This window comes from Paenibacillus sp. BR2-3, from assembly GCF_046529485.1.
In the GTDB taxonomy this organism is placed as follows: domain Bacteria; phylum Bacillota; class Bacilli; order Paenibacillales; family Paenibacillaceae; genus Paenibacillus_AQ.
In genome coordinates this window covers 2,296,291-2,322,188 of the sequence record NZ_CP126311.1, presented here as the reverse complement: position 1 = coordinate 2,322,188, position 25,898 = coordinate 2,296,291, and the positions used below count along the sequence as shown (strand labels likewise).

Here is a 25,898-nt window from a genome sequence, read left to right as displayed (position 1 = left end):
TCTTAGGATGGGGCTTTTTTGTATTTTTATAAACGTTGAGGAAGTGAAAGACATTGGCGACACGATTAGTGGTCAAAATCGGAAGCAGCTCGCTTACGGGTCCAGAAGGTGGATTGAACCGCGAGGCTATCGCATTCTTTGCTGCGGAAATTGCCGGTCTGCGGCAGAAAGGCTGTGAAGTACTGCTGGTCACCTCGGGTGCCGTAGCTGCCGGGTTTCGCAGTATTGGCTACCGGGCGCGGCCGAAGCTGCTTCACGAGAAGCAGGCGGCAGCGGCGGTGGGACAAGCGCTGCTTATGCAGGCATATCAGGAAGCTTTTGCCGCGCATCATCTTACTGCTGCACAAATTTTACTGACCCGGACCGATTTCTGCAGCCGCAGGGCGATGAATAACGCCATTATGACCGTAGAAGAATTACTCCGGCAAGGAGCCGTACCTATTTTTAACGAGAATGATACAGTGTCGGTAGACGAGCTGAAGTTCGGGGATAATGATACGCTGTCAGCGCTTGTAGCGAACCTGCTCAAAGCCTCAAGACTGCTGGTGCTCACCGATATGGACGGCTTATACAGCGGCGATCCGCGCAAGCATCCCGATGCTGTAAGATATCAGCATGTGGAGGAAATCACTCCGGAAATTTATGCCATCGCCGGCGGCGCAGGCTCCAGTGTCGGAACAGGCGGCATGCGTTCCAAAATCGATGCGGCCAAAATTGCTACCCGGGGCGGCGTTCCGGTCTTTGTAGGGAAGGTGTCCGAAGCTGGAGATTTGCGTCTGGCGGCGGAAGGTGAGGGTAAGGGCACCTATTTTGCGACCCATTTATCATCCCTTCCGGTCAAAAAGCAATGGCTCGGCTTTATGTCTACCCCGCTCGGCTCCCTGTATGTCGATGCAGGTGCGGTTGAGGCGCTGCTTAACGGCGGTCATAGTCTGCTCCCTGTCGGCGTTAAACGGACTGAAGGAAGTTTTCATGCGGGAGATGTCGTGGAAGTGCTGGGGCCTGATTCCAGGCTCCTCGGACGGGGCATCGTTAATTACGACGATCATCAGCTCCGGAATATTGAAGGCCTGCCTAGCAGCCAGGTCGTGCAAAAGCTCGGTGAAGTGCATCGGCTGGAGGTCATACATCGTGACGAATGGATTACACTGAGATAATGGGTGTCGGACTAACATAACTAGTTCTGGGGGGTATAATAATTATGAGTGAAGTTGTTACCAAAGCAACATTGGCCAAGGAAACTGCAGGAGTGCTGGCAAGCCTGACGACCGGCCAGAAGAATGAAGCCCTGCTGGTCATGGCAGATGCCTTGCAGCGCGAAGCAACGGCCATCATCGCCGCTAATGCAGAGGATTTGGAGCGGGGCAGGCTGGGCGGCACACCTGAACCATTGTTGGACCGGCTGGCACTGAGCGAAAGCCGCATCGACGATATCGCTGAAGGTTTGCGGCAAATCGCCGTCCTCCCTGATCCGATCGGTGACCGTCTGGAATTGCTGGAGCGGCCAAACGGACTGACGATTGAGAAAATTCGCGTACCGCTTGGGGTAATCGGCATTATTTACGAGGCTCGTCCGAATGTAACTGTGGATGCTGCGGGTCTGTGCCTGAAGACCGGCAACGCCGTCGTCCTGCGCGGGGGTTCTTCCGCCATCAGCTCAAACCGTAAAATTGTTGAGATATTGCATGATGCCCTTGCCGGGACTGCCTTGCCGAAAAATGCACTCCAGCTGATCGAGGACCCTGACCGCTCCTCGGTAAATGAAATGCTGAAGCTGAATGGCCTGTTGGATGTTATTATTCCGCGGGGGGGAAGCTCCCTTATTCAGAATGTAGTTATGAACGCCACCGTGCCTGTCATCGAAACAGGGGCCGGCATCTGCCATACTTACCTCGATTCCAGTGCACTGCAGGAGATGGCACAGGCGATCAGCCTTAATGCCAAGGCACAGCGCCCGTCCGTCTGCAACTCGATGGAGACGCTGCTGGTACACCGGGACTATGCCGTGTCCCGTCTACCTGCGCTTGCTGAAGTATTCCGGAGCTCCAATGTGGAATTGCGGGGCTGCCCGGAGACCTTGTCCCTCATCCCGTGGGCTGTGCCAGCTTCGCCTGAAGATTATGCCACAGAATATAATGACTATATTCTTAATATCAAAATCGTCGGCGGTCTTGAAGAAGCCTTGCAGCATATTGCGGAATACGGAACGAAACACTCGGAATGCATCGTGACGGAAGATGTGGAGGCGGCGGCACGCTTTTTACAGGAAGTAGATGCTGCTGCCGTTTACCACAATGCCTCCACCCGCTTCACGGACGGCTTTGAATTCGGCTTCGGAGCCGAAATCGGCATCAGCACCCAGAAACTGCATGCCCGGGGACCTATGGGACTGCCTGCACTTACTTCAACCAAATATAAGATATACGGCAACGGGCAAATCCGGGGCTAGTACGCATTACTTCCAAGGAGGACTTTACCTATGTGTCAACAACCTTCCACCCCTCTCATTAACCACAACATTGTCTTTTATGGTGCAGGCTCCATGGCGGAAGCCATCGTACGCGGAATGATTGCCCGCTCGGTTGTTGCCTCCCCTGATATTGTGATGCTGAATCGTAGCGGCAATGATAGACTGGCTGAGCTCCGTGCACGTTATGGCGTCCTGGCCAGCAATGATCCGGAACAGAGAGCCCAATACCTGCGAACCGCACCAGTGATCGTATTGGCCATGAAACCCAAAGATGCTGCGGAAGCATTGCGAGCCTTGGGTCCGTTGCTCTCACCGGAACAACTTGTAATCTCTGTAATCGCCGGATTGACTATACGGACGATCCAGGGATTGCTTGGAACACACCAGCCTGTTGTCCGCACGATGCCTAATACCTCCAGTACCATTGGCCTCGGCGCTACCGGAATCTCTTTCTCTAAAGAAGTGGACGAGAAAAGCCGGCGTCTGGCTCTCAATATATTCGAAGCGGTTGGCCTGACCTCAGTCATTGATGAAGATCGTATGGAGACGCTAACCGGGATTTCCGGCAGCGGACCCGCCTACATTTACTACATGATGGAGGCCATGATTGCGGGCGGGATTCGCGGCGGTCTGTCCGCAGAGCAAAGCACCGAATTGACAGTGCAGACGGTTCTGGGGGCCGCCCGAATGGTACAGCAGACCGGTGAAGATCCGGCTGCCCTGCGTAAAAAAGTTACCTCTCCCAACGGTTCTACCCAAGCAGCCCTTGAAGTCCTCGATAAAGGGGAGTTCTTTGAAACGGTGATCGCTGCTGTTAACCGGTGTGCCGAGCGCTCCCGTGAGATGGGTGCCGCCTTGGAGAAGGAACTGATGTAAGCTATCGGACTTGCTGAATAAGAAAGGAGCCTATCCCGGAGCAGATGTTTCTGCTGCGAGGAAGGCTCCCTTTTTTTTATTTTTCACCTAACTACCTTATTTCCGCTATTATCCCGCACACTCACCTTAATACCCGCAGGTGCGGCCACGGTAACATTAACTCCATTTCTGGAGTTTCAAATACATCGGCACCTTTCCATTGCGAGGCCATAATTAGCAATCCCAGAAACAACAAGCTAATTCCCATGGATAAGGTACCCACTCGCCAGCGCCGGGAGGCCCACTCTTTGTTAAAAGCTGAACTGCCGGCTCCCTCTGCCGTTTGAGCTTCTACAGGACTATTCATCATTTACCACCCGCTTCTTTTTTTCCTGCTGCATTCTTACTGCCGGTCAGCAGCTTCAGGCCTCCGCCAATAAGCAATACCGATACGATAATTGTTTTTAAATAAGTACTCACCCTGTACTGCAGCCGCCATTCGGGAAAACGCACATCAAGTGCAGGTACCGCCACATTAGCCAGAATATAATACAGCCCGAGCGCCAGAAGCACCGCCCCCAGCCAGCCCTGATGATTCATGAACCCTTCGATTACAGGCTTATCCTGCAGCGGCTCGCGTCCATAACGGCTTACAAGCTGCAGGCCGTCGAATAAACTGTAGAACCAAATCACCGGAATGAGAAAGAAAAGCACGGACAACCGCAGCAGATCCATCACATAAATACTTCCGAGGAAGAGCAGCATGAGCTGAAGTCCTCTTTTTTGCAATCCGAGATACATTTGACCTGCACCGGGAAAAGCGGACAACAGCGTAGCCAGCACTTTACTGCGTCGTCCATCCTCGCGGCCTGCTTCCATATCCTCAAACAGTGTACGATCAACCAGTTGTTCTCCAGCCAGCTTGCGGTGAATGTGCTGTACCGCGTCGAACATGCTATAGAGCCAAATAACGGGAAGAACGCCGAACAATAGCAGAAATGCGGAACTGGACGTCACCCCTGTCAGGAAGAGCATCACCGTCATATATCCGAAGAACGAGATCAGAAAGGACAAGCCCCGCTGCATGAGTCCCAAATGAAAATGACCGAGTCCCGGGATGAAGGACAGCAAAATAACGTGGAATCTTTCACCTTCTGCGCTTCGAACGGGTGTTGATGGCATGGTCACTTCTTCACGGGGCACATCTGCTGTATAGTGAGCAGGCATTTTCAACAGAATGATCAGCAGATGCAGCATACTCAGGCACCACATCAGGAAAAAGCCAACCAATCCAATAACTACAAATCCTTCTTCATTTGAGGCGACAGCAAGAAGCAATGACATAAACAAGCCTCCGAAGCTGATTAGAAAATAAACGACTCCACGGATCTTACTCCCCGCATAATAATGTCCCGCCCCTGGAATCACATTTAGAAAAAACGCCCGTAATTTATTGAACTGCAATTGCATTCTTCTCTCTCCTCTCATTTGTTCCCGTCTTTCATAAGCTGGTCCAGCCATCCGCTGGTGGCCTGCATCACTTGCTCGCTGTAGGATGGCCCCTTATCGCTGGTCTGCACAATTACATCCATATTCCCTGAGAGCAGCTTGTCAAAAACTCCGGAGGACAAAAACACCAGCGTCAGCGAGGCTGCGACAACGTAATGGAATATAGCTTTCTCATACCAGCGGTTTCGGCGCGGCTCCTCCGATCTATCCTCCGAAAAACCCTCCATAACCTTTGCGGCAAAAGAAACCGGATCAACCAATACGGGCAGCTCATCCTGCATATCTTCCAGGGCTTCGATATATAAAGAAAGAGCGTCCTCTTCTCCGAGCAGTAACTCTTCCCAATTCTCTCTTTCATCAGCAGTTCCTTGGCCTGTAAGGTAAGCCACAACCTCATCTCTGCCCATGCTATCCCTGCTATCCTTCACAGCCATTCCTCCTCCTTCCAATGGGTCCGAATCCACTGTCTGGCCCGGTACAATCTGGATTCCACCGTTTTCAGGGTTATCCCTTTCTCAGCGGCAATTTGCTCGTAATTTTTATTTTCCAGATAAAATGCAATAACAACGTCTCGGTGTACTGACGGCAGATTCTCCACTTCATTCCACAGGCGATTCTCCCGGTCCCGCCGGACTACGCCAGTCAGTACATCTTCATCCCTTGCAGGAGTAAGATTAAGCACATTATCGTAATCCACCGGCTGTTCCCTCCGCCTGTCGCGTTTGCGCTTGGCATCGATGGCTTTATGTAAGGCGATACGTGTGATCCAGGTCTTTAATCCCTGATTGCGGTAGTCGGGGAGAGATTTATGAATTTGCAAAAAAGTTTCCTGTGCTGCATCCTCAGCTTCTTTGGCATCTCTTAGAACCGAATAAGTCACTTTAAACACATGCTGGCTGTATCTTTCAACAAACTGACGAAAGGAATTACCGTCTCCCCGGCAAATTCCCCTGATTAGGCTGTCATCCTCAATGACTCTCCCCTCCTTCCCATAGCAATAGACGCAGGTTATCCTGCCTGCCCCTGCATAATTACTATACGTTCCTACAGATCCAACCTTCCCCTCCGTTACTCTACCCTTTTTCATCATTTAATTCTTTAGTTCGGTTTATACAGAAACCTTCTCGATCAAAATAAGCAGTAAATAAAAGAACCGTGCTGCAATAGGCTAATAACGCCATTGCAACACGGTTCTTCTGCTCATTCAAGCTATAATTATCTGCCGCCACTGCGGAATTTTTGTGTGTAGGCCTTAACATCCTGGGCGTTCTTAATCCGGTTACGGCTCCATTCCAGCAATATACGGTCGATGTACCGGAAATGAAGCTTGCCTGCGAATACGGATTCTTTCAGCGCCAGTAGAATCAGTTCCTCGGGATAGCGATCCTGATCCAGCCAGTTGGAAATCGTCTCGCATTCCATAGGGGACAAAGGGCGTCCGAATTCCTTCTCGAAAATGCTGAACATGCTGCGGCTTTCATCCTCTATATTACTGTTCAGAGAGACGGATGAAGCTTTGCCTGTTCCTGCTTGTTCAGCGGTTTTTGCCTGCATCGCCAGATAAGCGCCCAGCTTGCCATAGAGGCCGGAGAAGTTGTAGCGCTCATAATGAATGCCCTGCAGCTCGTCGTTATCTCCATCGATACTGATAAAGCCATCTTTCATGAGCTTCTGCAGTTCACCGGCGATCACGGATGTACTCCGGCCTGTAACAGCCTGAAGCTCTTCAAGAGAAGGGAATTCAATCCCTTCCACCTGACGGAAAGAGAGCAAGTGGATGAGCAGCAGTGTTTCACTGCCGCTTAAATTCAGCTTGCGGTAATTCTTCAGCAGCGCATAAGGAATGACGGCCATCCCGTTGTCCAGGCCAAAGGAGACGCCTTCGCCCCAAGTGTTCCAGCCTTTGCTGTCCATATGTGCTCCTCTCTCCCTTAAGGGTAGAGACGGTACAGCGTACGAGGGAATGGAATTGTCTCGCGCACGTGGTCAAGACCGCAAATCCAGGCCACAGTGCGCTCCAGGCCCAAACCGAAGCCGGAGTGAGGCACAGAACCGTAGGTGCGCAAATCCATATACCATTTATACGTGTCCAGAGATAGGTTATGTTCTTTGAAGCGTTCCTCCAGCAGAGCCGGGTCGTCGATCCGCTGTGAACCGCCGATAATTTCTCCGTAGCCTTCCGGAGCGATCATATCGGCACACAGCACTACTTCCGGACGATCCGGATGAGGCTTCATGTAGAAGGCCTTGAACGATGCTGGATAATGAGTAATAAAGACCGGCTTGTCGTTGACTTCAGCGATAGCCGTTTCATGAGGTGCTCCGAAATCGTCACCCCAGGCAATTTCAAACCCTTTGTCATTCAAGAACTTGATCGCATCGTCATAAGTAATGCGCGGGAAGGGTGCCTTGATATTCTCCAGCTTGGAAATATCTCGGCCTACGGCCTCCAGCTCCGGGCGGCAATTCGTAACGACGGATTGCACGACATAGCTAATGAAATCCTCTTGAACGCGCAGGCTTTCCTCATGATCCGTAAACGCCATTTCCGGTTCAATCATCCAGAACTCAATCAAGTGGCGACGTGTCTTGGACTTCTCGGCACGGAAGGTTGGACCGAAGGAATACACCCGGCCAAGCGCCATTGCTGCAGCTTCCATGTAAAGCTGTCCGCTTTGCGTTAAGTAGGCATCTTCTTCAAAATACTTGGTGTGAAACAGGTTAGTGGTGCCTTCAGCCGACGTAGGCGTCAGGATTGGCGGATCCACAAGCGTAAATCCGTTCGTATCAAAATACTGCTGTACCGCCCGGATAATTTCCGCGCGAATCACAAGCACTGCCCGCTGCTTCGCGGAACGAAGCCAGAGATGACGGTGGTCCATCAAAAAGTCGACACCGTGCTCCTTCGGAGTAATCGGGTAGTTTTCAGTCAGATGCAGGACTTCTATTCCGGTCACGGTCATTTCGTAACCCGATTGGCTGCGCGGCTCCTCCCGGATAATTCCGGTCACATACAAGGAGCTTTCCTGTGTCAGGCTCTTGGCATCATCCCATACTTGCTCAGGCACTTCCGATTTCACCACAACACCCTGAATATAACCGGTACCATCACGAAGCTGCAGGAACTGAATTTTACCGCTGGAGCGCTTGTTGTTTACCCAACAGCCGATTACAACACTTTCTCCGACATGCTCATTCACGCTCTTGATAACACTCTTGTTAGCCATGCCTTCATACTCTCCTCTGGTTTAGCCGTTAATTCCTTGAACAATACGGTGTGTATCGCGTGCAATGACAAGCTCTTCGTTTGTCGGCACTACAAGCACCTGCACCTTGGAATCAGCCGTAGAGATGCGGCGCGGATCGCCGGAGCGAATCTTATTTGCTTCGGCATCTAGTTCAATTCCAAGGAACGTCAGATTGTTAAGTACTTTTTCACGCAGCATGGAGGAATTCTCTCCAACACCAGCAGTAAATACGATAACATCCACACCGTTCATTGCAGCTGCGTAAGAACCGATGTACTTCCGTAAGCGGTATTCATACATATCATAAGCAAGTGTAGAGTTGGGCTCACCATTTTCTGCACCGGCCTCAATATCACGCATGTCGCTGCTTATGCCCGAAATTGCCAAGAGTCCACTATGTTTGTTTAGCATGGAGTTGACTTCACCTACGGACAGCTCTTCCTTATTCATGACATAAGGGACAACGGCAGGGTCAAGATCGCCGCTGCGAGTACCCATCATCAGGCCTTCCAATGGAGTCATACCCATAGATGTATCCACGGACACGCCGCCTTGAACTGCCGTTACGCTCGCTCCGTTGCCGATATGGCAAGTAATAATTTTCAGGTCTTCCAGCGGACGCTCCAGATATTCCGCAGCAGCCTTGCTCACGAAATCATGGGATGTACCGTGTGCTCCATAACGGCGAACCTTGTATTTGTTATACAATACTCTCGGAATAGCATACATATAAGCTTTCTCAGGCATCGTCTGGTGGAACGCCGTATCAAATACAACGACCTGCGGCACACCCGGCATATTGTTCTCGGTTGCAGTAATACCCATCATTGCTGCGGGATTATGCAGCGGTGCAAGGTCAAACAATTGGCGGATTTTAGTCTTTGCATCAGCATCCACCAGCGAAGAAGCCTTGAAAAACTCTCCACCGTGTACAACCCGGTGACCCACAGCATTGATCTCATCAGTTGAAGCAATCACACCGTGCTCCTTGTCCGTCAGACTGGCAAGGACTTTACGAATTGCTGTATTGTGTTCCAGAATTTCGCTAACTTCTGTTACTTCCTGTTTCCCTGTCGGCTTGTGAGTCAGTATGGAGGAATCCATCCCGATGCGTTCTACCAAGCCTTTAGCCAGAACGGATTCATCATTCATATTATAAAGCTGATATTTCAAAGAAGAACTGCCTGAGTTAATTACTAAAATATTCATGCACGGTCACCATCCTTGTCATACTTGAAGAAGCCTTCGCCTGATTTCATGCCCAGATGTCCTGCACGCACCATCTTTTTGAGAATGGTGGAAGGACGGTATTTCAACTCGCCATACTCGCGGAACATCCGCTCCAGCGCAGCCAGAACAGAATCAAGACCGAATCGGTCAGCCATTTCAAGCGGTCCATATTGGAATTGATAGCCGATGCGCATAGCATCGTCAATATCCTGCGGTGAAGCCACACCCTCTTGCAGCACATGCATAGCTTCATTAATGAACAGACAAATAAGACGTGAAGTTACAAATCCCGGGGATTCATAGATCATTACGCCTTTTTTCTCAACCACTTCGTCAACAAAAGATTTGGTATCTTCAAAAGTAGCATCGGATGTTTTCAATCCGCGTACAATTTCGACAAGATCAACTTTTGCTACAGGGTATATGAAATGCATTCCGATTACACGCTCCGGATACATTGTTGTGCTTGCAAGCTCCGTCAAGCTGAGCGTCGACGTGTTGCTGGCGAGAATAATATGGCTCGGACATACCTGATCGAGCTGGTTAAACACTTTCTTCTTGGCTTCCAAATCCTCAGTGATGGTTTCGATGACCATATCACATGAGCTAAGTTCGGCAAAATGGGTCACTTTTTGAATCCGGCTCAGAATCAGCTTCTTCTCGGCCTGGGTAATCGCCCATTTCTCCAATTGCTTGTCAAGACTTGTCTCAATCATTTCGTAGGAATAATTCAATCTTTCAGGGGTTTTCTCCACCAGCATAACATCGAGACCCTTTGCTGCCAGCATTTCAGAAATGCCTTGTCCCATCGTGCCACCGCCGATGACACCAATTTTCTTAAAATTCATCTAAAATTCTCATCCTTTCAGGTATCTATACTTAGTATCGTACCTTTTCTGTCGTAAAAATAAATAAGCCCGACATATAATGATATCTTAGCATGCCTGAAAAGTAAAAAAAAATAACCGGCATAAAGAATTATGCCGGTAAAAGTACACTGTCACGAAATTGACAACGAAATTGCTCCCCTGAGAGCATTTCTTCCTTCATAAGTATGTCCAGGGAGTAATTAAATACGCTCCGCTGTTGTATTAGCTTCTCATGGGTCTGAGCCATAAGCTCATCGAGAATTTTACTATTCTCCTTCATAAGCTCTTCTGTCGTTACCATCTCCAGCTTGGCAATACCCAGTGAGGTTAGTCCTGACTTCATCATCGTCTCTACAATATTAAGTGCCTGATCGAAATCTCCTCGTGAACCTGTACTTCTTCCGCCGTAAAATATTTCTTCAGCAGCGGCTCCGCCCAGCGCGATCATAATCTGATCTTCCAGATAATCCTTTGTGTATAGATACTGTTCCTGCTGCGGATTGTGGCGAACATACCCGAGGGCCTGTCCGCGCGGGGTCAGCGTAACCTGACTGACACTCCCCGGACGGAGAAGCTCAGCCATAATGGCATGTCCAAGCTCATGAATGGCAACACGTTTCTTCTCTTCGTGATTCGTCTCCCGGTCCGTTTTTTCGCCCATCATCACTTTGTCGATGGCCATCGACAAGTGGCGCTGTTCCACTTCCATCAGATTTTCTCTCATCATGTAGATAGCGGCCTCATTCATGACGCTTTCCAGCTGGGCACCCGAGAAGCCGTAGGCTTCCTCGGCAATTTTATCGAGACTGACCTCTTCATGCAGCGGTTTATTCTTGGCATGCAGATCCAGGATCGATTTACGGCCTTTCTTATCAGGCATATCCACTTGTATGTGCCGATCGAACCGTCCCGGACGCAGCAGAGCCGAATCGAGCATTTCTTTACGGTTTGTAGCTGCTACGAGAAGAATACGCGGGGTATCCGAGTTATAAATACCGTCCATCTCCGTTAGAAGCTGATTAAGCGTCTGATCGTACTCGCGCTGCTGTCCGCCTTCACGCTTACCGCCGATCACGTCAATTTCATCAATAAAAATAATCGCACTTTCCTTGTTCTCCTTCACAGCCCGGGTGCGGGCATCGCGGAACAAATCACGGATCCGTCCGGCACCGACACCGACATACATCTCTACAAACTCACTACCCGAGGCTGCGACGAAAACAGAGTTCGTATAATGTGCAGCGGCCTTGGCCATAAGCGTCTTGCCCGTTCCCGGAGGGCCTGTAAGCAGAATACCTTTCAAGGGACGAATTCCGAATTTACTGATTTCTTCGTGCCGGATCAGGAAATCCAGCGCTTCACGCAGCTCCTGCTTGGCATTATCCTGACCACCGATTTGTTCAAAGGTGAGCTTGGAAGGGCCGCTCTTCTTGCGTTTCTTATCTGCACCTGCATTTACCGTTAATCCGCCGCGCATATGAGCAATGAGCAATAATGAACCAAGCATGGCAACCCCGATGATAACGGGCACAATATTGAAACCGAGAAAAGCCATAAAAATCAGCAGCACTGGAAGAAATCCGGCCAATACTTCTTTAGTCCATTTAGGCATTATTCCAAACCCCCATTGTTTCAGGCTGTCGCGGCAAAATAATAAATTTGCTTTCTTTGCCGTTCGTCAGACTTACATATACGTTATTATCATCAATTTCCGTTGTGGCTGTTATCCCTTTATACTGTTCCTTCAACTCGTCCAGTGTGGCGGGTATTAATGTATACTTGCGGCTTTCCATCGCTTCGGCTACAGAGAACATTGCTTTATCCCAGATTTCATCAAGCTCTTGATTGGAGTGCTGCTCAACATCCAGATTAAGCGTACGGCCTCCGATTACCGATTGGCCCTCGGTTGAAATATATTGAACCAGTTCACGTAATTTCGTTCCCGGCTGTAAATCAAGTTTCAAAGATACTTCATCGCGGTTAATAGATATGTGTGAATCGTTAACTCCTTCATAGCTGTTGACGATCTTTTGGAGCGGCTCCTGAATTGCAAATTGGCGATACATGAACCACCCTCCAAACAAAAGGGCAGCCGATAGCAATGACGTAAGTAATAGGGGTACCAGACGCAATTTCAAGTAAACGTCCTCCTCTCAGGATGGGAAAACTATACATCTTTCGCATTTATCACAATAAGTGATATATGTTTTTTTCTACGAGTCATGTACTTGATACAAGTAGTAGTATATCACAGGTGTATATACGATTTGAAAACAAAGTGTGAATATATTTAAAATTTTTACTACTAATTTTTGCCTGTTAGGCCCTGCTTTCTTCCTATATCGACAAAAGAGACCGCAACGGTTAGCGTTGCGGTCTCTTTTTCTATGAATTTCGCGTATCATTACATAGGAATTGCATACTTATCATATATCAAAGTTTATATCACAGTGATTAAATCAGTTTAGCGATTCGGCAGACTGTAACCTTCCCCGATGGGGGTTCCGTCGGCAAAACGGAAAAACTTATAGTAATAACGGTCTCCCTGCTCATAGAAAAGCTGCCAGGCATATTCTCCGTTATATACTCCAGGCATTAGCCGCTTAATCGTTATGTCCGGAAGCTGGGCTTCTATAAGTGAGCGGATTTTTTGTTCCGAAGTACCTCTGCTCAGCTCTACGCCGTAGACGGCATTATCACCCTCAGCGATTTTTCCGTCTTTAGTAAATTGAACCCAAACCATCATTTCGATTCCAGCCTCATTTTTACCTGTAAGAACCCAATATATTGAATTTTCGTCCCAGATGGATTTCTGCGCCTTCTTAACCTGGGTCAGCCCGGCCCGCGTTCCGGCGATGTCTTCGGCAGCCCTTTTCTCGTTCCATTCGTCCTTCATAATGGAGACGTAGAACTGGCTTAGTCCGAACAGAAGGAGCAGCATCAGGGCCGATCCCAGCAGGATCCATTTTCTCCTTTTCTTCAAATTACAGCTTCCTTTCTACGGCACTACCGTTTTAGAAGGCCCTCAAAAGACTCTTGGGCTTTACGGCGGATCATTTCCTCATCCAGTGTCTGGCACTTTCCGTGCTTCACAACCTGCTTGCCGTTAATCCATACATGCTCTACATCCTTCGCACTGGCCGAGTATACCGCGTGAGAGAGCAGGTCGGTATGCGGAAGGAGGTGAGGCTGGTCGATATCAATGGCAATGAAATCTGCTTTCATTCCCGGGGCCAGCCTTCCCACTTTATCCAAAAAGATGGATTTGGCGCCAACCTCCGTGGCCATCCGCATGGCTTCCGGTGCCGGAACCGCAGTAGGATCTCCGGTAACCCCTTTATGAATCAGCGCCGCAAGACGCATTTCTTCAAACATGTCGAGATTGTTGTTGCTAGCTGCTCCGTCGGTACCAAGAGACACAGGCACACCGGCCCGGAGTAAATCCGTAACACGTGCAACTCCGCTGGCCAGCTTCAGGTTACTGCCCGGATTATGGGATACACCGACCTGATAACGGGCAAGAATCTCAATTTCCTCATCATTCAGATGGACACCATGAGCCACCAGCGACGGGCGCGTGAACATGCCCAGCTTTTCCAAATGCGCGACAGGACGCAGGCCATAATCGGCTGCATTCTGTTCGACTTCCCGCCGGGTCTCAGACATATGCGTATGCATCGGAAGGTCCAAGTCATGCGCAGCCTGCACGAATTTCACAAAATAATCCGGCGGACACGTATACGGTGCGTGCGGCGAGATCATCGTTGTAATTCTTCCGTCAGCCTTGCCATGCCAGCTGCGGGCAAAATCAATGGCTTCGGCAAGTTTATGATTCTGCATTTCTTCAGAGCAAAATCCGATCACTCCGCGCATCAGAACAGAACGGATACCCGAGAGATCTGCAACCTCAGCAACCCGGTCCATATGATCATACATATCCAGGAAGGTAGTTGTACCCCCCTTCAGCATTTCCAATACTGACAATGAAGTTCCCCAGTACACATCCTCGCCCGTGAACTTCTCCTCCATTGGCCACATTTTTTCCTGAAGCCATACCTGAAGGGCCAGATCATCTCCATAGCCGCGAAGGAGCGACATCGCAGCATGGCCATGCGTATTAACAAGACCCGGCATGAACAGAAGCCGGCTTCCATCTATAATTTCAACACCATTCTCCAAAGGGGGTTCCACTTCACCTATGTAAGTGATCCGATCGTTTTCCACAGTCATATAACCGCTCAGGACAGGCTTGTCAGCACCGGGAACAATAAATTTCCCGTTCTTGATGATCCATTTATTGCTCTTCATGTTCACTTTCTTCCTCCCTTCCATCCTGTAAATAATAAGCCAGACTTTGCAAATCGGTCGTAAAATCAGCAGCATGGATACGAACGTAAGGAGGAGTCTTCAGAATGACCGGGGCAAAGTTCAGGATGGCCTCGATTCCTGAATCCACAAGAATATCCGCTACGTTCTGTGCTTCAAAAGCCGGAACAGTGATAATTCCGATTCGGATACCCTGCTCCCGGATCGTCCTGCCCAGCTCATCCATCGGCTGTACGGTCAGAGAGTTGATTTTCTGCCCCACCTTCGGCATATAGGAATCAAAGATAGCCGTAATTTTCATGGTATCCTTCAAATACGCATTATAATTGGATAAGGCATGCCCAAGGTTACCGGCACCTACCAGTGCTACGTTTATTTGCTGATCCAGCTTCAGGATATGACGGATTTTCTCAATAAGATAGGTGACATCATAACCGATGCCTTTTCTTCCGAAATCGCCGAAATAAGCCAAATCCTTGCGAATTTGCGCCGGGTTAAGGTCCAGTTTTTGGCCCAGCTCCTGAGAAGAAACGGTCGCAATTTCACGCTTGTGGAGATCGTTCAGAAAGCGCAGGTACACAGGGAGTCTGCGAACGACAGCCTCCGATATTTTATCCGATTTCATATTTTCTCCTCCTAAAGGTTGAATGCAGTATCAGCGGAAAATTATGAGTCCCTATAGATTAAAAGTTATAAACGGGCGTTTAGGAGACGCCCCCCTCCTCCAGCCATTCGGCAATACGCGGGACCATCTGATCGGTCAGCATATGCTCCATTTTAGGGCCGGGCAATGAATAAAGGAAGTACTTTCCATAATAAGATTCTATAACTCTGGTATCATAAACAATTACAATCCCCCGGTCCTGGGCAGTTCTGACCAGACGTCCAAAGCCCTGCTTGAACCGGATCACCGCCTGGGGAACAGACAGCTTCATAAAAGGGTTCTTCTTCTGTGCCTGCAGCAGCTCCGATTTCGCTTCCGCCAGAGGATGGTTGGGCGGCTGGAAGGGAAGCCTCACAATAGCCAGACATGTGAGCGCTTCGCCGGGGATGTCTACCCCCTCCCAGAAGCTGCTTGTTCCCAACAGGACAGAAGCGGCGTTATCCTGAAAGCGACGTATCAGCTTGCTGCGGCTCCCGCCTTCTATGCCTTGCCCGAGCACCGTAATTTCTTGCGATGCCAGCACTTCCTTCAAAGGATCATACACCTGACGCAGCATGCGGTAGGATGTAAAAAGCACCATCATACGTCCTTTAGTCGTTACAGCCGCTTCGGCAAGTGACTGCACCAGAGTATCCACAAAGTTGGCATCGCCCACGCTTCCTTTTACACTCGGGAAGTCGCGGGGGATCACGAGCAGCGCTTGTTCCCGGTAATGAAAGGGTGAGGGCAGCTGAACGGTCATGAGGCGGCCCTCTTCCGCAGCTTCATTCAGACCCAGATTATCAATCATAAACTGAAACGATTTATCTACCGACAAAGTCGCCGAAGTCAGCACAATGCTTTTCTTCTTGTCGAAGAACAGCTCCTTCAATTGAGAGCTGACATTCACTGGAACCGCATATAGCTGCAGTGACTTGCTGCGGTAATTCCCGTTAGCCTCCAGCCAATATACAACACCCTCATCGTTCAAGCCCATAAAAAACCGCACTTGATCCCGGATGGCCGCCAAATCCTTGAATAATCCGCTGATATCCGTGACAAGACTATCGGAAGAGGATTGCCCCTCCTGATCCCTCATTTCATTCAGCATTCTCTCGCCGGTGCGCAGGACATCGCTGAGCGTTGATATCATTCCGCTCTCCAGTGAAGCAAGCTCATCCCAATTCTTCGGCTTCTTTCCGGGCAAGAGGCGCAGCACTAATTGTCCGGCTTCTCCTGCGGCCGAATCGCTTCGTTCCGGAAGAAGACTGAACAGCTTCTCACTTAAGATGTCCCATGTTTCCTTCACGGTAATTAAGTCGTTATGAATTCTATCGATGATAACGCTCCATTCGGAGGCCTGCTCGCTGCCAGCCGATTGCAGCTGCTGACGCAGTGCCGGCAGTTGGCCGTTGCGGCTGTCCTTGAACAGCCGGGAAAGCGTGTGAACAACAGTAAAGTGCTTCATATGCATGCCTAAATGCTTACCCGCTACGTCCTCCAGATGATGAGCCTCATCAATAACCAGATGGTCGTAGGAAGGCAGCAATTGATGCCCCGCTTTTACATCTGCGAACAGCTTGGAGTGGTTCGTGATGACCACATCAGCGATCCCTGCCTCATGCTTGGCCCGATGATAATAGCATTTGCGAAACCAGGGACAAGCGCGGCCCAGACAGGAATCCGTATCACTTGCTACAGTTTCCCAGAAATCGCCTCCACGGTTACCCATGTTGAGCTCCTCATCATCTCCTGATTCCGTTTGGGTTAACCATACAATCATTTGCGCTGCTGTAATTAAATCTTCTCTAGGACTGACGAAGTCCCTCCGGTTTATTTTATGCTCAAACTTGCGGAGACACAAATAATGCCCTCTGCCCTTGAAAATCGCAGCTTTGAACGGAAAAGGGACCACCTGGGTCAGCAAAGGAATATCCCTTTCACGCAGCTGGTCTTGCAGATTGATGGTATGAGTGCTGACCATCACCTTCTGTTCCGTACGGACGCTCTGGTAGATCGCCGGCAGCAAATAGCCGAGTGATTTACCCGTTCCCGTTCCAGCCTCAATCAGCAGGTGCTTATCTTCTTCCAGTGCTGTCATCACTTCACCAAACATGATTTCCTGAGCTTCCCGGCTCTCGTAATGAGGCAGGGAATCCTGAAGCCGCCGGGTCACCTCAGCCATATAATCGGCAAAGGATATAGGGTCCAGAGGGTTCTCCTCACTGTCAGCCCGGGGTGGGGTAAGCTCATTCCAGTCCCCCACCTTAAGTGCAAGCTGACGGTAAAAGGAGAGCTCTCCTTCAGGCTGAAAGGTCTCCATCTCCCGTTCACGCAGCAAACCGTCAAAATACCAGCCCAGATCACCGTCATTCTCCGTAAACAGCTCACTGAGACGCTGCACCGTAAGGAGCGGAAGACTATAAAGCTCCTCAAGGCATTTGAGCAGGATCAGGGCAGTAGCCAATGCGTCGCTGTCGGCCTGATGCGGACGTTCATGCTTAATTCCAAAATAAGAACTGACTGCCCCCAGCTGATAGGTCGTCAGCGATGGAAAGCAGATTTTAAGGAAATCAATGGTATCCAAAATACGGCCCTGAAACGGCAAGTATCCGCACCGGTCCAAGGCATTTTGCAGAAACTGAAAATCAAAGGATGCGTTATGCGCAACAAGCACAACATCATCCAGCAGCGGCACGAGCTCCATCATCATTTCTTCCAGCTCCGGGGCATCCTGCACATCACTGTCAGTTATTCCGGTTAATCCGGTAATAAAAGGAGGAATCGGCTTTCCGGGCTTGACGTAGGAACCATAAACCCGCGAGATGGACTGGTCTTCTTCTATAATGGCAAGTCCAACCTGGATGATTTCACCCACAGATTGGGTTCCCGTTGTTTCAAAATCAAGCACGGCAAATTTCATTGTAAGTTCTATTCCCTTTCACTTGAGACTCTTTATGAGCATAACAGAAGTTACGAAAAAAGGCGATGCACGCCGCTTGTTCAGTGGATGCATCGCTTGAATATAACGGTAATAATTACAAAAGCGAAACAAGCTGGCTTCCATACTGAAGCTCGCCGTCTTTAAGGCGGCAGACCTCCAGGTTAACATTCGGCTCCGGAAGTGAAGGATCATGCTGCAGGGAAAGACCGAACAGCTCCTGGGCTTCAGGATAACGTTTCTGCGAGGCCCTTATGCAGCCCATGGCATTATAGACCATTGCTTTCAGCTTCCTGTTCCTGACCAAAGTGATCATGTGGTTTAAATGCTCCCACGCCGTTTCACCTTCCCCTTGATGCAGGTAGGACATCGCCAGATACAACCGGCCCGAGAGACTATCCGGATAACGTGAAATGACTGCCTTGAACTGTTCGATACATTGCGGGTACATGAGCAGCTTATAGTATCCTTGCCCGCGGACAAAGGACTCCATGGAAAGCTCCGGAGCTTCCCGCTGAGGCGGCTCCTCTTCTTGCGCATAGGACAGATCCGTCCCTTGGCTGAAGTTGTTCATTTTCTCCGCAAAGGCCAGCCATTCATCCATTACATTATCACTCAGCCGGCGCAGCAGGTTATATTTGCATAAAAGCTCTTCCCGGCGGGTACCCTCCGCTGTAGGGTAATGAATGACGATTTCCTGGAGCATCTCGTTCATTTCAGCAAATAAATGTTGAAACATGGGACATCCCACCCTCACTGAAAATGAAATCAGTTCAACTTGCCTGACTTCATTTTTTGCCGGGAGAGGCTGTTTCATCCCTTCCATTGATTACATGGCCGGGAAATCGAACGGATCTTACGCTATCGTAGCGTGCAGCTCATGGTCTGTCAGCTTTACCGGCATGTTATGATCGTCAACGAATACCACCGTCGGCTTGTGAGCCGCCAGCTCTTCCTGGGACACCAAGGCATAGGAAATGATGATCACTGTATCCCCTGGGTGAACCAGCCGGGCTGCTGCACCATTCAAACAAATCACGCCGCTTCCGCGCGGTCCGGGAATAACATACGTTTCAAGGCGGGAGCCGTTGTTGTTGTCAACGATCTGCACCTTTTCATTCTCCAAAAGATCCGCCGCTTCCATCAAATCCTCATCAATGGTGATACTGCCCACGTAATTCAAATTCGCTTCCGTTACCGTCGCCCGGTGAATTTTGGATTTCATCATATGTCTAAACAAGGGCTGCAACCTCCTTGGGCGTAAATACAATATTGTCAATCAGACGCGTTTTGCCGAATTTAACAGCCAGCGCCATAATAATCTCCCCGTCTGTGTCCGTAAGGCGTGAGCCGGATTCCAAGGATTCCAGTCCCGGGAACGATAAAATCTCCGCATAGTCAATCACCGCAAGCGGCGAACGTGAAACAACAGAAATCAGCAATTGTTTTACTTCGGCTGCCGTACCGGCTCTGCCTTCTTCAACGGCTTCGCGGGCTTCCCGGAGTGACCGGGACAGCACGAGTGCCTGATGACGTTCTTCCGCCGACAGATACACATTGCGTGAGCTCAGTGCAAGACCATCGCTCTCACGAACAATAGGGCATGCTATGATCGATACGTTCATGTTTAGATCGGACACCATTTGACGCAATACCGCCACCTGCTGGGCATCCTTCAGACCAAAGTAGGCATAGTCGGGCTGCACCATATTAAACAGCTTGGCGACCACCGTTGTAACTCCGTCAAAATGACCCGGACGGGAAGCCCCGCACAGTTGTGTCGTCAGTGAAGATACCATAACCTTGCTGCGGATGGGCACAGGGTACATCACCTCAACGCTTGGAATGAAAACAATATCGGCGCCCTCCCGCTCCGCCAGCTCCAAATCCCGTTTCTCATCACGCGGATAAGACTCGAAATCCTCATTCGGTCCAAACTGCAGCGGATTGACAAAAATACTCATCACAACCGTGCCGCACATTTCTCCGGCCCGGCGCAGCAGACTTGCATGCCCCTCATGCAGAAATCCCATGGTAGGCACCAGCCCGATGGGGCCATGACCTCCGCCGCGCATATATTCTATAGCTTCACGTAATTGCTCTACATTTCGGACCACTCTCATCTTACTTCACTCCTTTTCCGGCATTTCCATATAATGATTCAAGGACAGTCTCATCCGCAGCAAAGATATGACTCTCGTCCGGAAAGGAACGCTGCTTCACTTCCTGTACATATTGGCTGATTCCTTCACGGATCAAGCTGCCGACATCTGCATAGGTTTTGACAAAACGCTTCGTTCGATAAGGGGATGCATACTGGAGCAAATCGTGAAATACCAGCACCTGGCCATCACAGAAACGCCCTGCGCCAATACCGATCGTAGGGATACTGAGCTCCTTCGAAATCGCTTCCGCTACTTCCTCCGTTACCAGCTCCAGCACGATGCCAAATGCGCCCGCAGCCTCCAAAGCCTTCGCTTCATCCATCAGACGCTGCGCGTCCTTCGCATCCTTGCCTTGGACACGGTAGCCGCCGATCATATTCACGGACTGAGGTGTCAGCCCAATGTGGCCAAGCACCGGTACGCCGGCGGAGACGATGGAAGCCACGGTTGCGCAAATTTCCAATCCGCCTTCCATTTTAACGGCGTGGGCACGGCCTTCCTGCATCAGTCTCCGTACGCTCCGCAGACTCTCATCAATACCGCCGTGGTACGTCAGGAATGGCATATCAGCAACGATAAACGTATGCTCAGCGCCCCGGGCCACCGACCGGGTGTGATAGACCATGTCATCAATCGTGACCGGCAAAGTCGAGTCGTAACCGAGTACCACATTGCCCAAAGAATCCCCAACGAGGATAAGATCTATACCGGCTTCTTCAGCCAGACGTGCAGAAGGATAATCATAAGCGGTCAGCATGCTCAGCGGCACGCCGTCCCGCTTCATTTTTTTCATTTTCACAATGTTCAAAGCCTGTTTTTCAGCCATTTGAGCACCATTCCCCTTTTCGAGTTAAAATACGCGTATCCGCGCAAACAAAAAAACCTTTTAGCATGTCCGCTAAAAAGGTCCGAAGGGCAGTAGAAGAGTCACTCGCGATCGTCCCTTCTGTCTCGGTCCTTACGGCTCAGAGCAGAATCCAACGTAACCGTCAACGCAGTTATGAAGGTACATTTAAAGACTTATGAAAACATGGGGTTACAGTTTCAATAACCTTTAAGAGTGCAGTTCGTGAAACGATACTGCCTCACAGCCATAGTATACCAAATTCATGACGCAATTACACGATAAAAATATGACAAGGGATGATACCCTTGCCATATCATATCAAATCATTTCTATTTCACCGGAACAAACACTGAACCATTGTCCCTTGTCATCCTGCAGCAGCAGTCCTCCGTCACTGTCGAGCCCTACCGCCCGTCCTCCACGGCGACCTTGTGCCGTATTCAGGGCAATCTGCCGCCCCAAGGTCACTGATAAGGAATCCCACAGCTCTTTGATGGGCCCGAAGCCTTGTTCCAGATATAGAGTATAGAGATTCTCAAGTTCAGCCAGTACCGTCCCGGCAAGATCGGTACGGTCTACAGGAAGCCCTCCGCGTTCAATCATGAGCGAGGTGCCGACACCCTTTAGAAAGTCCGGATAATCGTCCTCTGCCAGGTTTGCATCTATGCCGATTCCGGCAATGCAATACTGAAGCTGCCCTTCACTTAAGGAAGATTCCAGCAAAATACCGCAGACCTTGCGGCCCGAGACCAGCAGATCGTTCGGCCATTTAATTCCGGCTTCCACCCCTGTGGCCCGCCGGATTGCCCGGCACACGGCCACTCCGGCCAGCAGTGTAAGCTGAGGGGTAGACATAAGAGGCAGATTAGGGCGAAGGACAACACTCATCCAGATCCCTTTTCCCTTGGGAGAATGCCACTTCCGTCCCATCCGGCCTCTGCCGCCTGTCTGTTCCTCCGCGATGACAGCCGTTCCTTCCGGAGCGCCGTTCTCGGCTAATTTTTTGGCTTCCTCCTGTGTGGACACCACAGTCTCCAGCAGCTTCAGCCCGCCCGTCCAGCCGGAGAGAGAAGTGTTCCCCTTCAACCGGGCCAACAGCAGCGTCTCATAGTTGCTCATGTCCAACCATCCTTTTTGCTTCCGCGAGCAATAATTGTCTATCGTTGGGAATATCTCCTGCAGCTGCCGCCAGCAGCAGCTTGTCAAGTATTTCGCCTACCCAGGGTCCAGGCCGCCTGTTCAAGTTTTCTGTCAGGTCTTTGCCGCCCACAACCAGACCCGCGAGGCTGGTTACAGGCATTTGTGACATCCATGTCTCTGCCATGGATGGAAAGTCTTCGGGCTCCGGTGCGAAAGTACCCTCTGCTGGGACTTCCGGTTGCGGAACGCAGGCGGCGCTGGCGCTACCCGGAGGCAGCACCCTTAGCAGCGCCAGCCAGCCGCAGGCGGCGTCCGGGCCGTAGGCCAGCACGGCGGCGATCCACCGCCGCCGCAGCTTGTCCGTGCCGTCCGGGTCCCCCGGCGGCACCTCCGCCATTGAAGCGGTCCAGGCTTCGCGGACCCGCAGCACCCCGGCGACGCCAGTCCGCGTCGCCCCCGGGAACGTCCATGCCCGCAGGAGCTCGTCGGCCTCGCCGGCCGACCGCCCCAGGGCATGGAGGAGCAGCGCCCACCGCAGGCGGGCGCTCTCCAGTTCCCCGATCCCGGCCACATCGGCGGCGGCTGCCGCCAGGTCGGTACCGGCTACGGGGAACGGGGCCTTGCCGCGCAGCAGCAGCCCGCTGCGCGAGAGCATGCCGAGACCGCGCCGGGGATGCGGTCCCTCCACTATTCGTTCCAGCTCCGCGCGGACACGCTCCACCGCGATATGCGCCAGCTTGTCCCGCTGGCGCAACAGTCCCCGCCACGTGTTCTTGGCGACGGAGAAGCCCAGCGTGGACGCGAACCGAACGCAGCGAAGCATCCGCAGGGCGTCCTCTTCAAAGCGCTCCTCCGCGTCTCCTACGCAGCGTACAACACGCCGCTGCAAATCATCCGCCCCGCCGAACGGATCAATCAGCAGGCCATCCATGCCGCAGGCCATCGCGTTAATGGTGAAATCGCGGCGGCGAAGGTCCTCCTTCACCTCTTTTACAAAAACAACCTGCTCCGGACGGCGGTGATCCGAATACCCGCTCTCTGTCCGGTATGTAGTAACCTCAAAGGCATATTTACCCTGTAGAACTGTGATTGTTCCATGCTGCAGTCCCGTAGGAATACAGCGGGGAAAGATTGACAGGATTTGATCAGGCAGCGCAGAGGTGGTTATATCCATATCATGCACTGGACGGTGCAAAAGCTCATCGCGAATGCAGCCCCCGACCCAGAAAGCCTCGTAGCCTTTTTCCAACAGCCGGCTGACTATAATTCCGGCGGCTTCCGCCATATCGGGATGTGCCATGGTCCATTCCATAACTGACTCCTTATCCCCGGACCGTATCCAGTCCCGGCACTTTACGCCCCAGTACACGGTAATATATATCCTCATACTGTCTCGTAATTTTATCTTTATTGAAATCCTCGCAGGCCCGTTGCAGGCAAGCCTTTCTGAACTGCCCGGCCTTTTGATCGTCCGATAAAAGCGTTATGGCGTAATCAGCCATAGCAGCAGTATCGCCGATCGGCGCCAGGAAACCCGTCTTTCCATGCTGTATTAATTCGGGTATTCCGCCGGTCATCGAACCGATTGTCGGAACCCCGCAGGCCATAGCCTCCAGAGCAACCAGACCAAAGCTTTCCTTTTCCGAAGGAAGCAGCAGCAGGTCGGCCATCGAAATCACTTGAGCAATGTCATCCTGCTTGCCCAGGAACCGTACTCTGTCCTCCAGGCCCATTTCAGTGATCTTGGCCTGGATTTTAGGCAAGTCTGGTCCCTCTCCTACCAACAGAAGCCGCGAAGGCAGCCGGGCGCTTACACGGGCAAATACGTCAATTACATCACTGACCCGTTTTACTGGACGAAAATTTGAGATATGCATCAGGATCTTCTCATCCGGTGATGCGAAATCATCGCGCAGATCTGAAACATCCCGCGGATAATAGACCCGCTTATCTACAAAATTATAAGTCAAATCAATATTGCGTGTAATATCCAGAGCACGGTGCGTCTCTTGGATGAGATCCAGCGACACCGCCGTCACTGCATCACTTTCGTTGATACCCAGACGGATGAGATCTTTAAGCGATTCATCGTGACCCAGTACCGTAATATCAGTTCCATGGAGCGTAGTAACCACCTTGATCTGATTGCCCAGCATCTGCTTGGCGAGGAGCGCACAGACCGCATGCGGAACAGCATAATGGACATGAAGCAGATCAAGCCCCTGCATTTTGGCGACCTGGGCCATCTTGGTAGCAAGCGCCAGATCATAGGGAGGATAGCGGAATACATAATAATCGTTAACTTCAACCTCATGATAAAATATATTTTTCTGAAACGTTCCCAGCCGGAACGGGATGCTATGTGTAATAAAATGAACCTCATGGCCTTTCTCGGCCAGCAGCTTACCGAGTTCCGTTGCCACCACGCCCGAGCCGCCAAGAGACGGATAACAGGTAATGCCTATTTTTAACAACCGGTCCATAGTTCCGTCCCCTTCTTTGACATTAATCAAGTCTTCTACACACGTGAAGACCCTGCAGTAAACAATTCCACGGTATGGGGAATCTTCGTTGCGAATCCTTCGGCATAAGGAATGAGCCTCCGCTGTCCAAGCAGCATATCCCTGGAGCGGACGCGTTCAATATAGCCTTCCGTTAACGGGGTGGTTACATAATCCTCACCCGGAGTTTTCTGAAACTGCGAACGGTAGCAGGAAAGCGCCTTTTCCTTGGCTTCATAATGCTCCGTTACATCAACTATCAGATCGGTTCGCCCCAGATCATTAATGAAATAAAAATACAGCTGCGGCGCAGGCACCGCCGGCTTGTCCGGCATGTATTTACGCAGCTTGGCGTTAAATACCGCTTCCTCCACCAGCTTGCTGCAAGCCATATGATCGGGATGGCGGTCCTCCCAATAGGGAGCAAACACTATGTCTGGTGCGAACCTGCGGATTTCCGCTGTCACTGCTGACAAATGCTCCTCTGTTATATAAAGACCCCGGTCGGGGAGACCCAGATTCGTACGAATCTTTGCTCCAAGCACATCTGCCGCTTGCTGCGCTTCCGCCTTGCGGAGTTCCACGGTACCGTTGGAGGACATTTCTGCAGCGGTCAAATCGCATAAGCCTACTGTATAACCTGCTGATGTATGCTTGGCTATGGTTCCTGCCATTCCTATTTCAGCATCATCGGCATGAGCGCCGAATATCAGGATATCGAGCTTCATTCGTCTACTCCTGGTTTGTATTTATGGACAAGCTCCCGCCAGCCAAAATCGCCGCGGTCTATGGCCTTAACCAGAATCTCGGCAGTCGCAATATTTGTCGCTACCGGAATTCCGTATACATCGCAAAGGCGAAGCAGTGCCGTAATATCCGGCTCGTGGGGCTGAGCCATCAGCGGGTCCCGCAAAAAGATAATCAGATCCAACTCATCCTGGGCGACCAAAGCGCCTATTTGCTGATCTCCGCCTAGGGGACCAGACATGAAACGGTTTATCTTCAGCTTGGTTGCATCCATTATTCTCTGGCCTGTCGTTCCTGTGGAAAACAGCTCATGACCATCAAATACATGCTCATATGCGGTCACGAAATTAACCATCTCATCCTTTTTGCGGTCATGTGCGATAAATGCGATCTTCATCATGAAGAAC

26 protein-coding genes are annotated in these 25,898 nt (G+C 50.8%); 3 read left to right on the top strand and 23 right to left on the bottom strand.

Annotated features, from left to right (window positions below):
- Positions 1-53 precede the first annotated feature (53 nt).
- The 3 genes from proB to proC are packed head-to-tail and all read left to right on the top strand — an operon-like array spanning position 54 to position 3,346.
- Positions 54-1,157 (top strand): glutamate 5-kinase, encoded by a 1,104-nt coding sequence (proB, locus tag PaeBR_RS11095; RefSeq protein WP_410514861.1) that lies wholly within the window; start codon positions 54-56, stop codon positions 1,155-1,157.
- A 44-nt stretch (positions 1,158-1,201) separates the two neighbouring features.
- Positions 1,202-2,449, top strand: coding sequence for a glutamate-5-semialdehyde dehydrogenase (locus PaeBR_RS11090; protein WP_410514860.1), 1,248 nt, complete (start codon positions 1,202-1,204; stop codon positions 2,447-2,449).
- Between the two features lie 30 nt (positions 2,450-2,479).
- Positions 2,480-3,346, top strand: coding sequence for a pyrroline-5-carboxylate reductase (proC, locus tag PaeBR_RS11085; protein WP_410514859.1), 867 nt, complete (start codon positions 2,480-2,482; stop codon positions 3,344-3,346).
- 121 nt (positions 3,347-3,467) lie between these two features.
- On the opposite strand, the gene PaeBR_RS11080 is transcribed toward proC, so the two are convergent.
- The 23 genes from PaeBR_RS11080 to mgsA all read right to left on the bottom strand — a co-directional run bounded on the left by PaeBR_RS11080 (position 3,468) and on the right by mgsA (position 25,891).
- Complete coding sequence (locus PaeBR_RS11080) at positions 3,468-3,695, bottom strand: hypothetical protein (RefSeq protein ID WP_410514858.1); 228 nt, start codon at positions 3,693-3,695, stop codon at positions 3,468-3,470.
- Entirely contained in the window at positions 3,692-4,795 is a 1,104-nt protein-coding gene (locus PaeBR_RS11075; protein ID WP_410514857.1) for a hypothetical protein, read from the bottom strand. Before PaeBR_RS11075 ends, PaeBR_RS11080 begins: the two co-directional genes overlap by 4 nt.
- A 14-nt stretch (positions 4,796-4,809) precedes the next feature.
- Positions 4,810-5,262, bottom strand: a complete 453-nt coding sequence (locus tag PaeBR_RS11070) for a hypothetical protein (protein ID WP_410514856.1) — start codon at positions 5,260-5,262, stop codon at positions 4,810-4,812.
- Entirely contained in the window at positions 5,259-5,924 is a 666-nt protein-coding gene (locus PaeBR_RS11065) for an RNA polymerase sigma factor (protein WP_410514855.1), read from the bottom strand. Before PaeBR_RS11065 ends, PaeBR_RS11070 begins: the two co-directional genes overlap by 4 nt.
- Before the next feature lie 125 nt (positions 5,925-6,049).
- The gene (locus PaeBR_RS11060) at positions 6,050-6,748 is read right to left on the bottom strand and encodes a DnaD domain protein (protein WP_410514854.1); all 699 of its coding nucleotides are present in this window, start codon (positions 6,746-6,748) and stop codon (positions 6,050-6,052) included.
- 17 nt (positions 6,749-6,765) lie between these two features.
- Positions 6,766-8,061, bottom strand: coding sequence for an asparagine--tRNA ligase (gene asnS / locus PaeBR_RS11055; protein ID WP_410514853.1), 1,296 nt, complete (start codon positions 8,059-8,061; stop codon positions 6,766-6,768).
- Positions 8,062-8,082: 21 nt separating this feature from the next.
- Positions 8,083-9,291, bottom strand: coding sequence for an acetate/propionate family kinase (locus tag PaeBR_RS11050; protein ID WP_410514852.1), 1,209 nt, complete (start codon positions 9,289-9,291; stop codon positions 8,083-8,085).
- Positions 9,288-10,160, bottom strand: a complete 873-nt coding sequence (locus tag PaeBR_RS11045; RefSeq protein WP_410514851.1) for a 3-hydroxyacyl-CoA dehydrogenase family protein — start codon at positions 10,158-10,160, stop codon at positions 9,288-9,290. The genes PaeBR_RS11050 and PaeBR_RS11045 overlap by 4 nt, the downstream gene beginning before the upstream one ends.
- A gap of 130 nt (positions 10,161-10,290) precedes the next feature.
- A complete protein-coding gene (locus PaeBR_RS11040; RefSeq protein ID WP_410514850.1) occupies positions 10,291-11,793 on the bottom strand; it encodes an AAA family ATPase in 1,503 nt (500 codons plus the stop codon).
- The gene (locus PaeBR_RS11035; protein ID WP_410514849.1) at positions 11,786-12,319 is read right to left on the bottom strand and encodes a hypothetical protein; all 534 of its coding nucleotides are present in this window, start codon (positions 12,317-12,319) and stop codon (positions 11,786-11,788) included. The genes PaeBR_RS11040 and PaeBR_RS11035 overlap by 8 nt, the downstream gene beginning before the upstream one ends.
- A gap of 326 nt (positions 12,320-12,645) precedes the next feature.
- Positions 12,646-13,164: a DUF5590 domain-containing protein gene (locus PaeBR_RS11030; RefSeq protein WP_410514848.1), complete on the bottom strand. Its 519-nt coding sequence runs from the start codon at positions 13,162-13,164 to the stop codon at positions 12,646-12,648.
- Between the two features lie 23 nt (positions 13,165-13,187).
- Positions 13,188-14,489, bottom strand: a complete 1,302-nt coding sequence (locus PaeBR_RS11025; RefSeq protein WP_410514847.1) for an amidohydrolase — start codon at positions 14,487-14,489, stop codon at positions 13,188-13,190.
- Positions 14,476-15,132 carry a redox-sensing transcriptional repressor Rex gene (locus tag PaeBR_RS11020; RefSeq protein ID WP_410514846.1) on the bottom strand — a complete coding sequence of 219 codons (657 nt, stop codon included), beginning with the start codon at positions 15,130-15,132 and terminating at the stop codon, positions 14,476-14,478. The genes PaeBR_RS11025 and PaeBR_RS11020 overlap by 14 nt, the downstream gene beginning before the upstream one ends.
- 79 nt (positions 15,133-15,211) lie before the next feature.
- Complete coding sequence (gene dinG / locus PaeBR_RS11015; RefSeq protein ID WP_410514845.1) at positions 15,212-18,073, bottom strand: ATP-dependent DNA helicase DinG; 2,862 nt, start codon at positions 18,071-18,073, stop codon at positions 15,212-15,214.
- Between the two features lie 115 nt (positions 18,074-18,188).
- Positions 18,189-18,830: a tetratricopeptide repeat protein gene (locus tag PaeBR_RS11010; RefSeq protein WP_410514844.1), complete on the bottom strand. Its 642-nt coding sequence runs from the start codon at positions 18,828-18,830 to the stop codon at positions 18,189-18,191.
- A gap of 117 nt (positions 18,831-18,947) precedes the next feature.
- The gene (gene panD / locus PaeBR_RS11005) at positions 18,948-19,331 is read right to left on the bottom strand and encodes an aspartate 1-decarboxylase (RefSeq protein WP_410514843.1); all 384 of its coding nucleotides are present in this window, start codon (positions 19,329-19,331) and stop codon (positions 18,948-18,950) included.
- Positions 19,324-20,214, bottom strand: a complete 891-nt coding sequence (gene panC, locus PaeBR_RS11000) for a pantoate--beta-alanine ligase (protein WP_410514842.1) — start codon at positions 20,212-20,214, stop codon at positions 19,324-19,326. The genes panD and panC overlap by 8 nt, the downstream gene beginning before the upstream one ends.
- A gap of 1 nt (position 20,215) precedes the next feature.
- Positions 20,216-21,082 carry a 3-methyl-2-oxobutanoate hydroxymethyltransferase gene (gene panB / locus PaeBR_RS10995; RefSeq protein WP_410514841.1) on the bottom strand — a complete coding sequence of 289 codons (867 nt, stop codon included), beginning with the start codon at positions 21,080-21,082 and terminating at the stop codon, positions 20,216-20,218.
- A 339-nt stretch (positions 21,083-21,421) separates the two neighbouring features.
- On the bottom strand, positions 21,422-22,222 hold the full coding sequence (locus tag PaeBR_RS10990; protein WP_410514840.1) for a biotin--[acetyl-CoA-carboxylase] ligase: 801 nt from the start codon (positions 22,220-22,222) through the stop codon (positions 21,422-21,424).
- A complete protein-coding gene (locus tag PaeBR_RS10985) occupies positions 22,209-23,555 on the bottom strand; it encodes a CCA tRNA nucleotidyltransferase (protein ID WP_410514839.1) in 1,347 nt (448 codons plus the stop codon). The genes PaeBR_RS10990 and PaeBR_RS10985 overlap by 14 nt, the downstream gene beginning before the upstream one ends.
- 10 nt (positions 23,556-23,565) lie before the next feature.
- Entirely contained in the window at positions 23,566-24,726 is a 1,161-nt protein-coding gene (gene bshA / locus PaeBR_RS10980; RefSeq protein ID WP_410515153.1) for an N-acetyl-alpha-D-glucosaminyl L-malate synthase BshA, read from the bottom strand.
- Positions 24,727-24,761: 35 nt separating this feature from the next.
- On the bottom strand, positions 24,762-25,472 hold the full coding sequence (gene bshB1, locus PaeBR_RS10975; RefSeq protein ID WP_410514838.1) for a bacillithiol biosynthesis deacetylase BshB1: 711 nt from the start codon (positions 25,470-25,472) through the stop codon (positions 24,762-24,764).
- Positions 25,469-25,891 (bottom strand): methylglyoxal synthase, encoded by a 423-nt coding sequence (mgsA, locus tag PaeBR_RS10970; protein ID WP_410514837.1) that lies wholly within the window; start codon positions 25,889-25,891, stop codon positions 25,469-25,471. The genes bshB1 and mgsA overlap by 4 nt, the downstream gene beginning before the upstream one ends.
- Between the last annotated feature and the right edge of the window lie 7 nt (positions 25,892-25,898).

Excerpts from the sequence above, each read along its gene's own strand:
- PaeBR_RS11090 (WP_410514860.1), top strand. The coding sequence starts at position 1,202 with ATGAGTGAAGTTGTTACCAAAGCAACATTGGCCAAGGAAACTGCAGGA.
- proC (WP_410514859.1), top strand. The coding sequence starts at position 2,480 with ATGTGTCAACAACCTTCCACCCCTCTCATTAACCACAACATTGTCTTT.
- PaeBR_RS11080 (WP_410514858.1), bottom strand. The coding sequence starts at position 3,695 with ATGATGAATAGTCCTGTAGAAGCTCAAACGGCAGAGGGAGCCGGCAGT.
- PaeBR_RS11075 (WP_410514857.1), bottom strand. The coding sequence starts at position 4,795 with ATGCAATTGCAGTTCAATAAATTACGGGCGTTTTTTCTAAATGTGATT.
- PaeBR_RS11065 (WP_410514855.1), bottom strand. The coding sequence starts at position 5,924 with ATGATGAAAAAGGGTAGAGTAACGGAGGGGAAGGTTGGATCTGTAGGA.
- PaeBR_RS11060 (WP_410514854.1), bottom strand. The coding sequence starts at position 6,748 with ATGGACAGCAAAGGCTGGAACACTTGGGGCGAAGGCGTCTCCTTTGGC.
- asnS (WP_410514853.1), bottom strand. The coding sequence starts at position 8,061 with ATGGCTAACAAGAGTGTTATCAAGAGCGTGAATGAGCATGTCGGAGAA.
- PaeBR_RS11050 (WP_410514852.1), bottom strand. The coding sequence starts at position 9,291 with ATGAATATTTTAGTAATTAACTCAGGCAGTTCTTCTTTGAAATATCAG.
- PaeBR_RS11045 (WP_410514851.1), bottom strand. The coding sequence starts at position 10,160 with ATGAATTTTAAGAAAATTGGTGTCATCGGCGGTGGCACGATGGGACAA.
- PaeBR_RS11040 (WP_410514850.1), bottom strand. The coding sequence starts at position 11,793 with ATGCCTAAATGGACTAAAGAAGTATTGGCCGGATTTCTTCCAGTGCTG.
- PaeBR_RS11025 (WP_410514847.1), bottom strand. The coding sequence starts at position 14,489 with ATGAAGAGCAATAAATGGATCATCAAGAACGGGAAATTTATTGTTCCC.
- PaeBR_RS11020 (WP_410514846.1), bottom strand. The coding sequence starts at position 15,132 with ATGAAATCGGATAAAATATCGGAGGCTGTCGTTCGCAGACTCCCTGTG.
- dinG (WP_410514845.1), bottom strand. The coding sequence starts at position 18,073 with ATGAAATTTGCCGTGCTTGATTTTGAAACAACGGGAACCCAATCTGTG.
- PaeBR_RS11010 (WP_410514844.1), bottom strand. The coding sequence starts at position 18,830 with ATGTTTCAACATTTATTTGCTGAAATGAACGAGATGCTCCAGGAAATC.
- panC (WP_410514842.1), bottom strand. The coding sequence starts at position 20,214 with ATGAGAGTGGTCCGAAATGTAGAGCAATTACGTGAAGCTATAGAATAT.
- panB (WP_410514841.1), bottom strand. The coding sequence starts at position 21,082 with ATGGCTGAAAAACAGGCTTTGAACATTGTGAAAATGAAAAAAATGAAG.
- PaeBR_RS10990 (WP_410514840.1), bottom strand. The coding sequence starts at position 22,222 with ATGAGCAACTATGAGACGCTGCTGTTGGCCCGGTTGAAGGGGAACACT.
- PaeBR_RS10985 (WP_410514839.1), bottom strand. The coding sequence starts at position 23,555 with ATGGAATGGACCATGGCACATCCCGATATGGCGGAAGCCGCCGGAATT.
- bshA (WP_410515153.1), bottom strand. The coding sequence starts at position 24,726 with ATGGACCGGTTGTTAAAAATAGGCATTACCTGTTATCCGTCTCTTGGC.
- bshB1 (WP_410514838.1), bottom strand. The coding sequence starts at position 25,472 with ATGAAGCTCGATATCCTGATATTCGGCGCTCATGCCGATGATGCTGAA.
- mgsA (WP_410514837.1), bottom strand. The coding sequence starts at position 25,891 with ATGATGAAGATCGCATTTATCGCACATGACCGCAAAAAGGATGAGATG.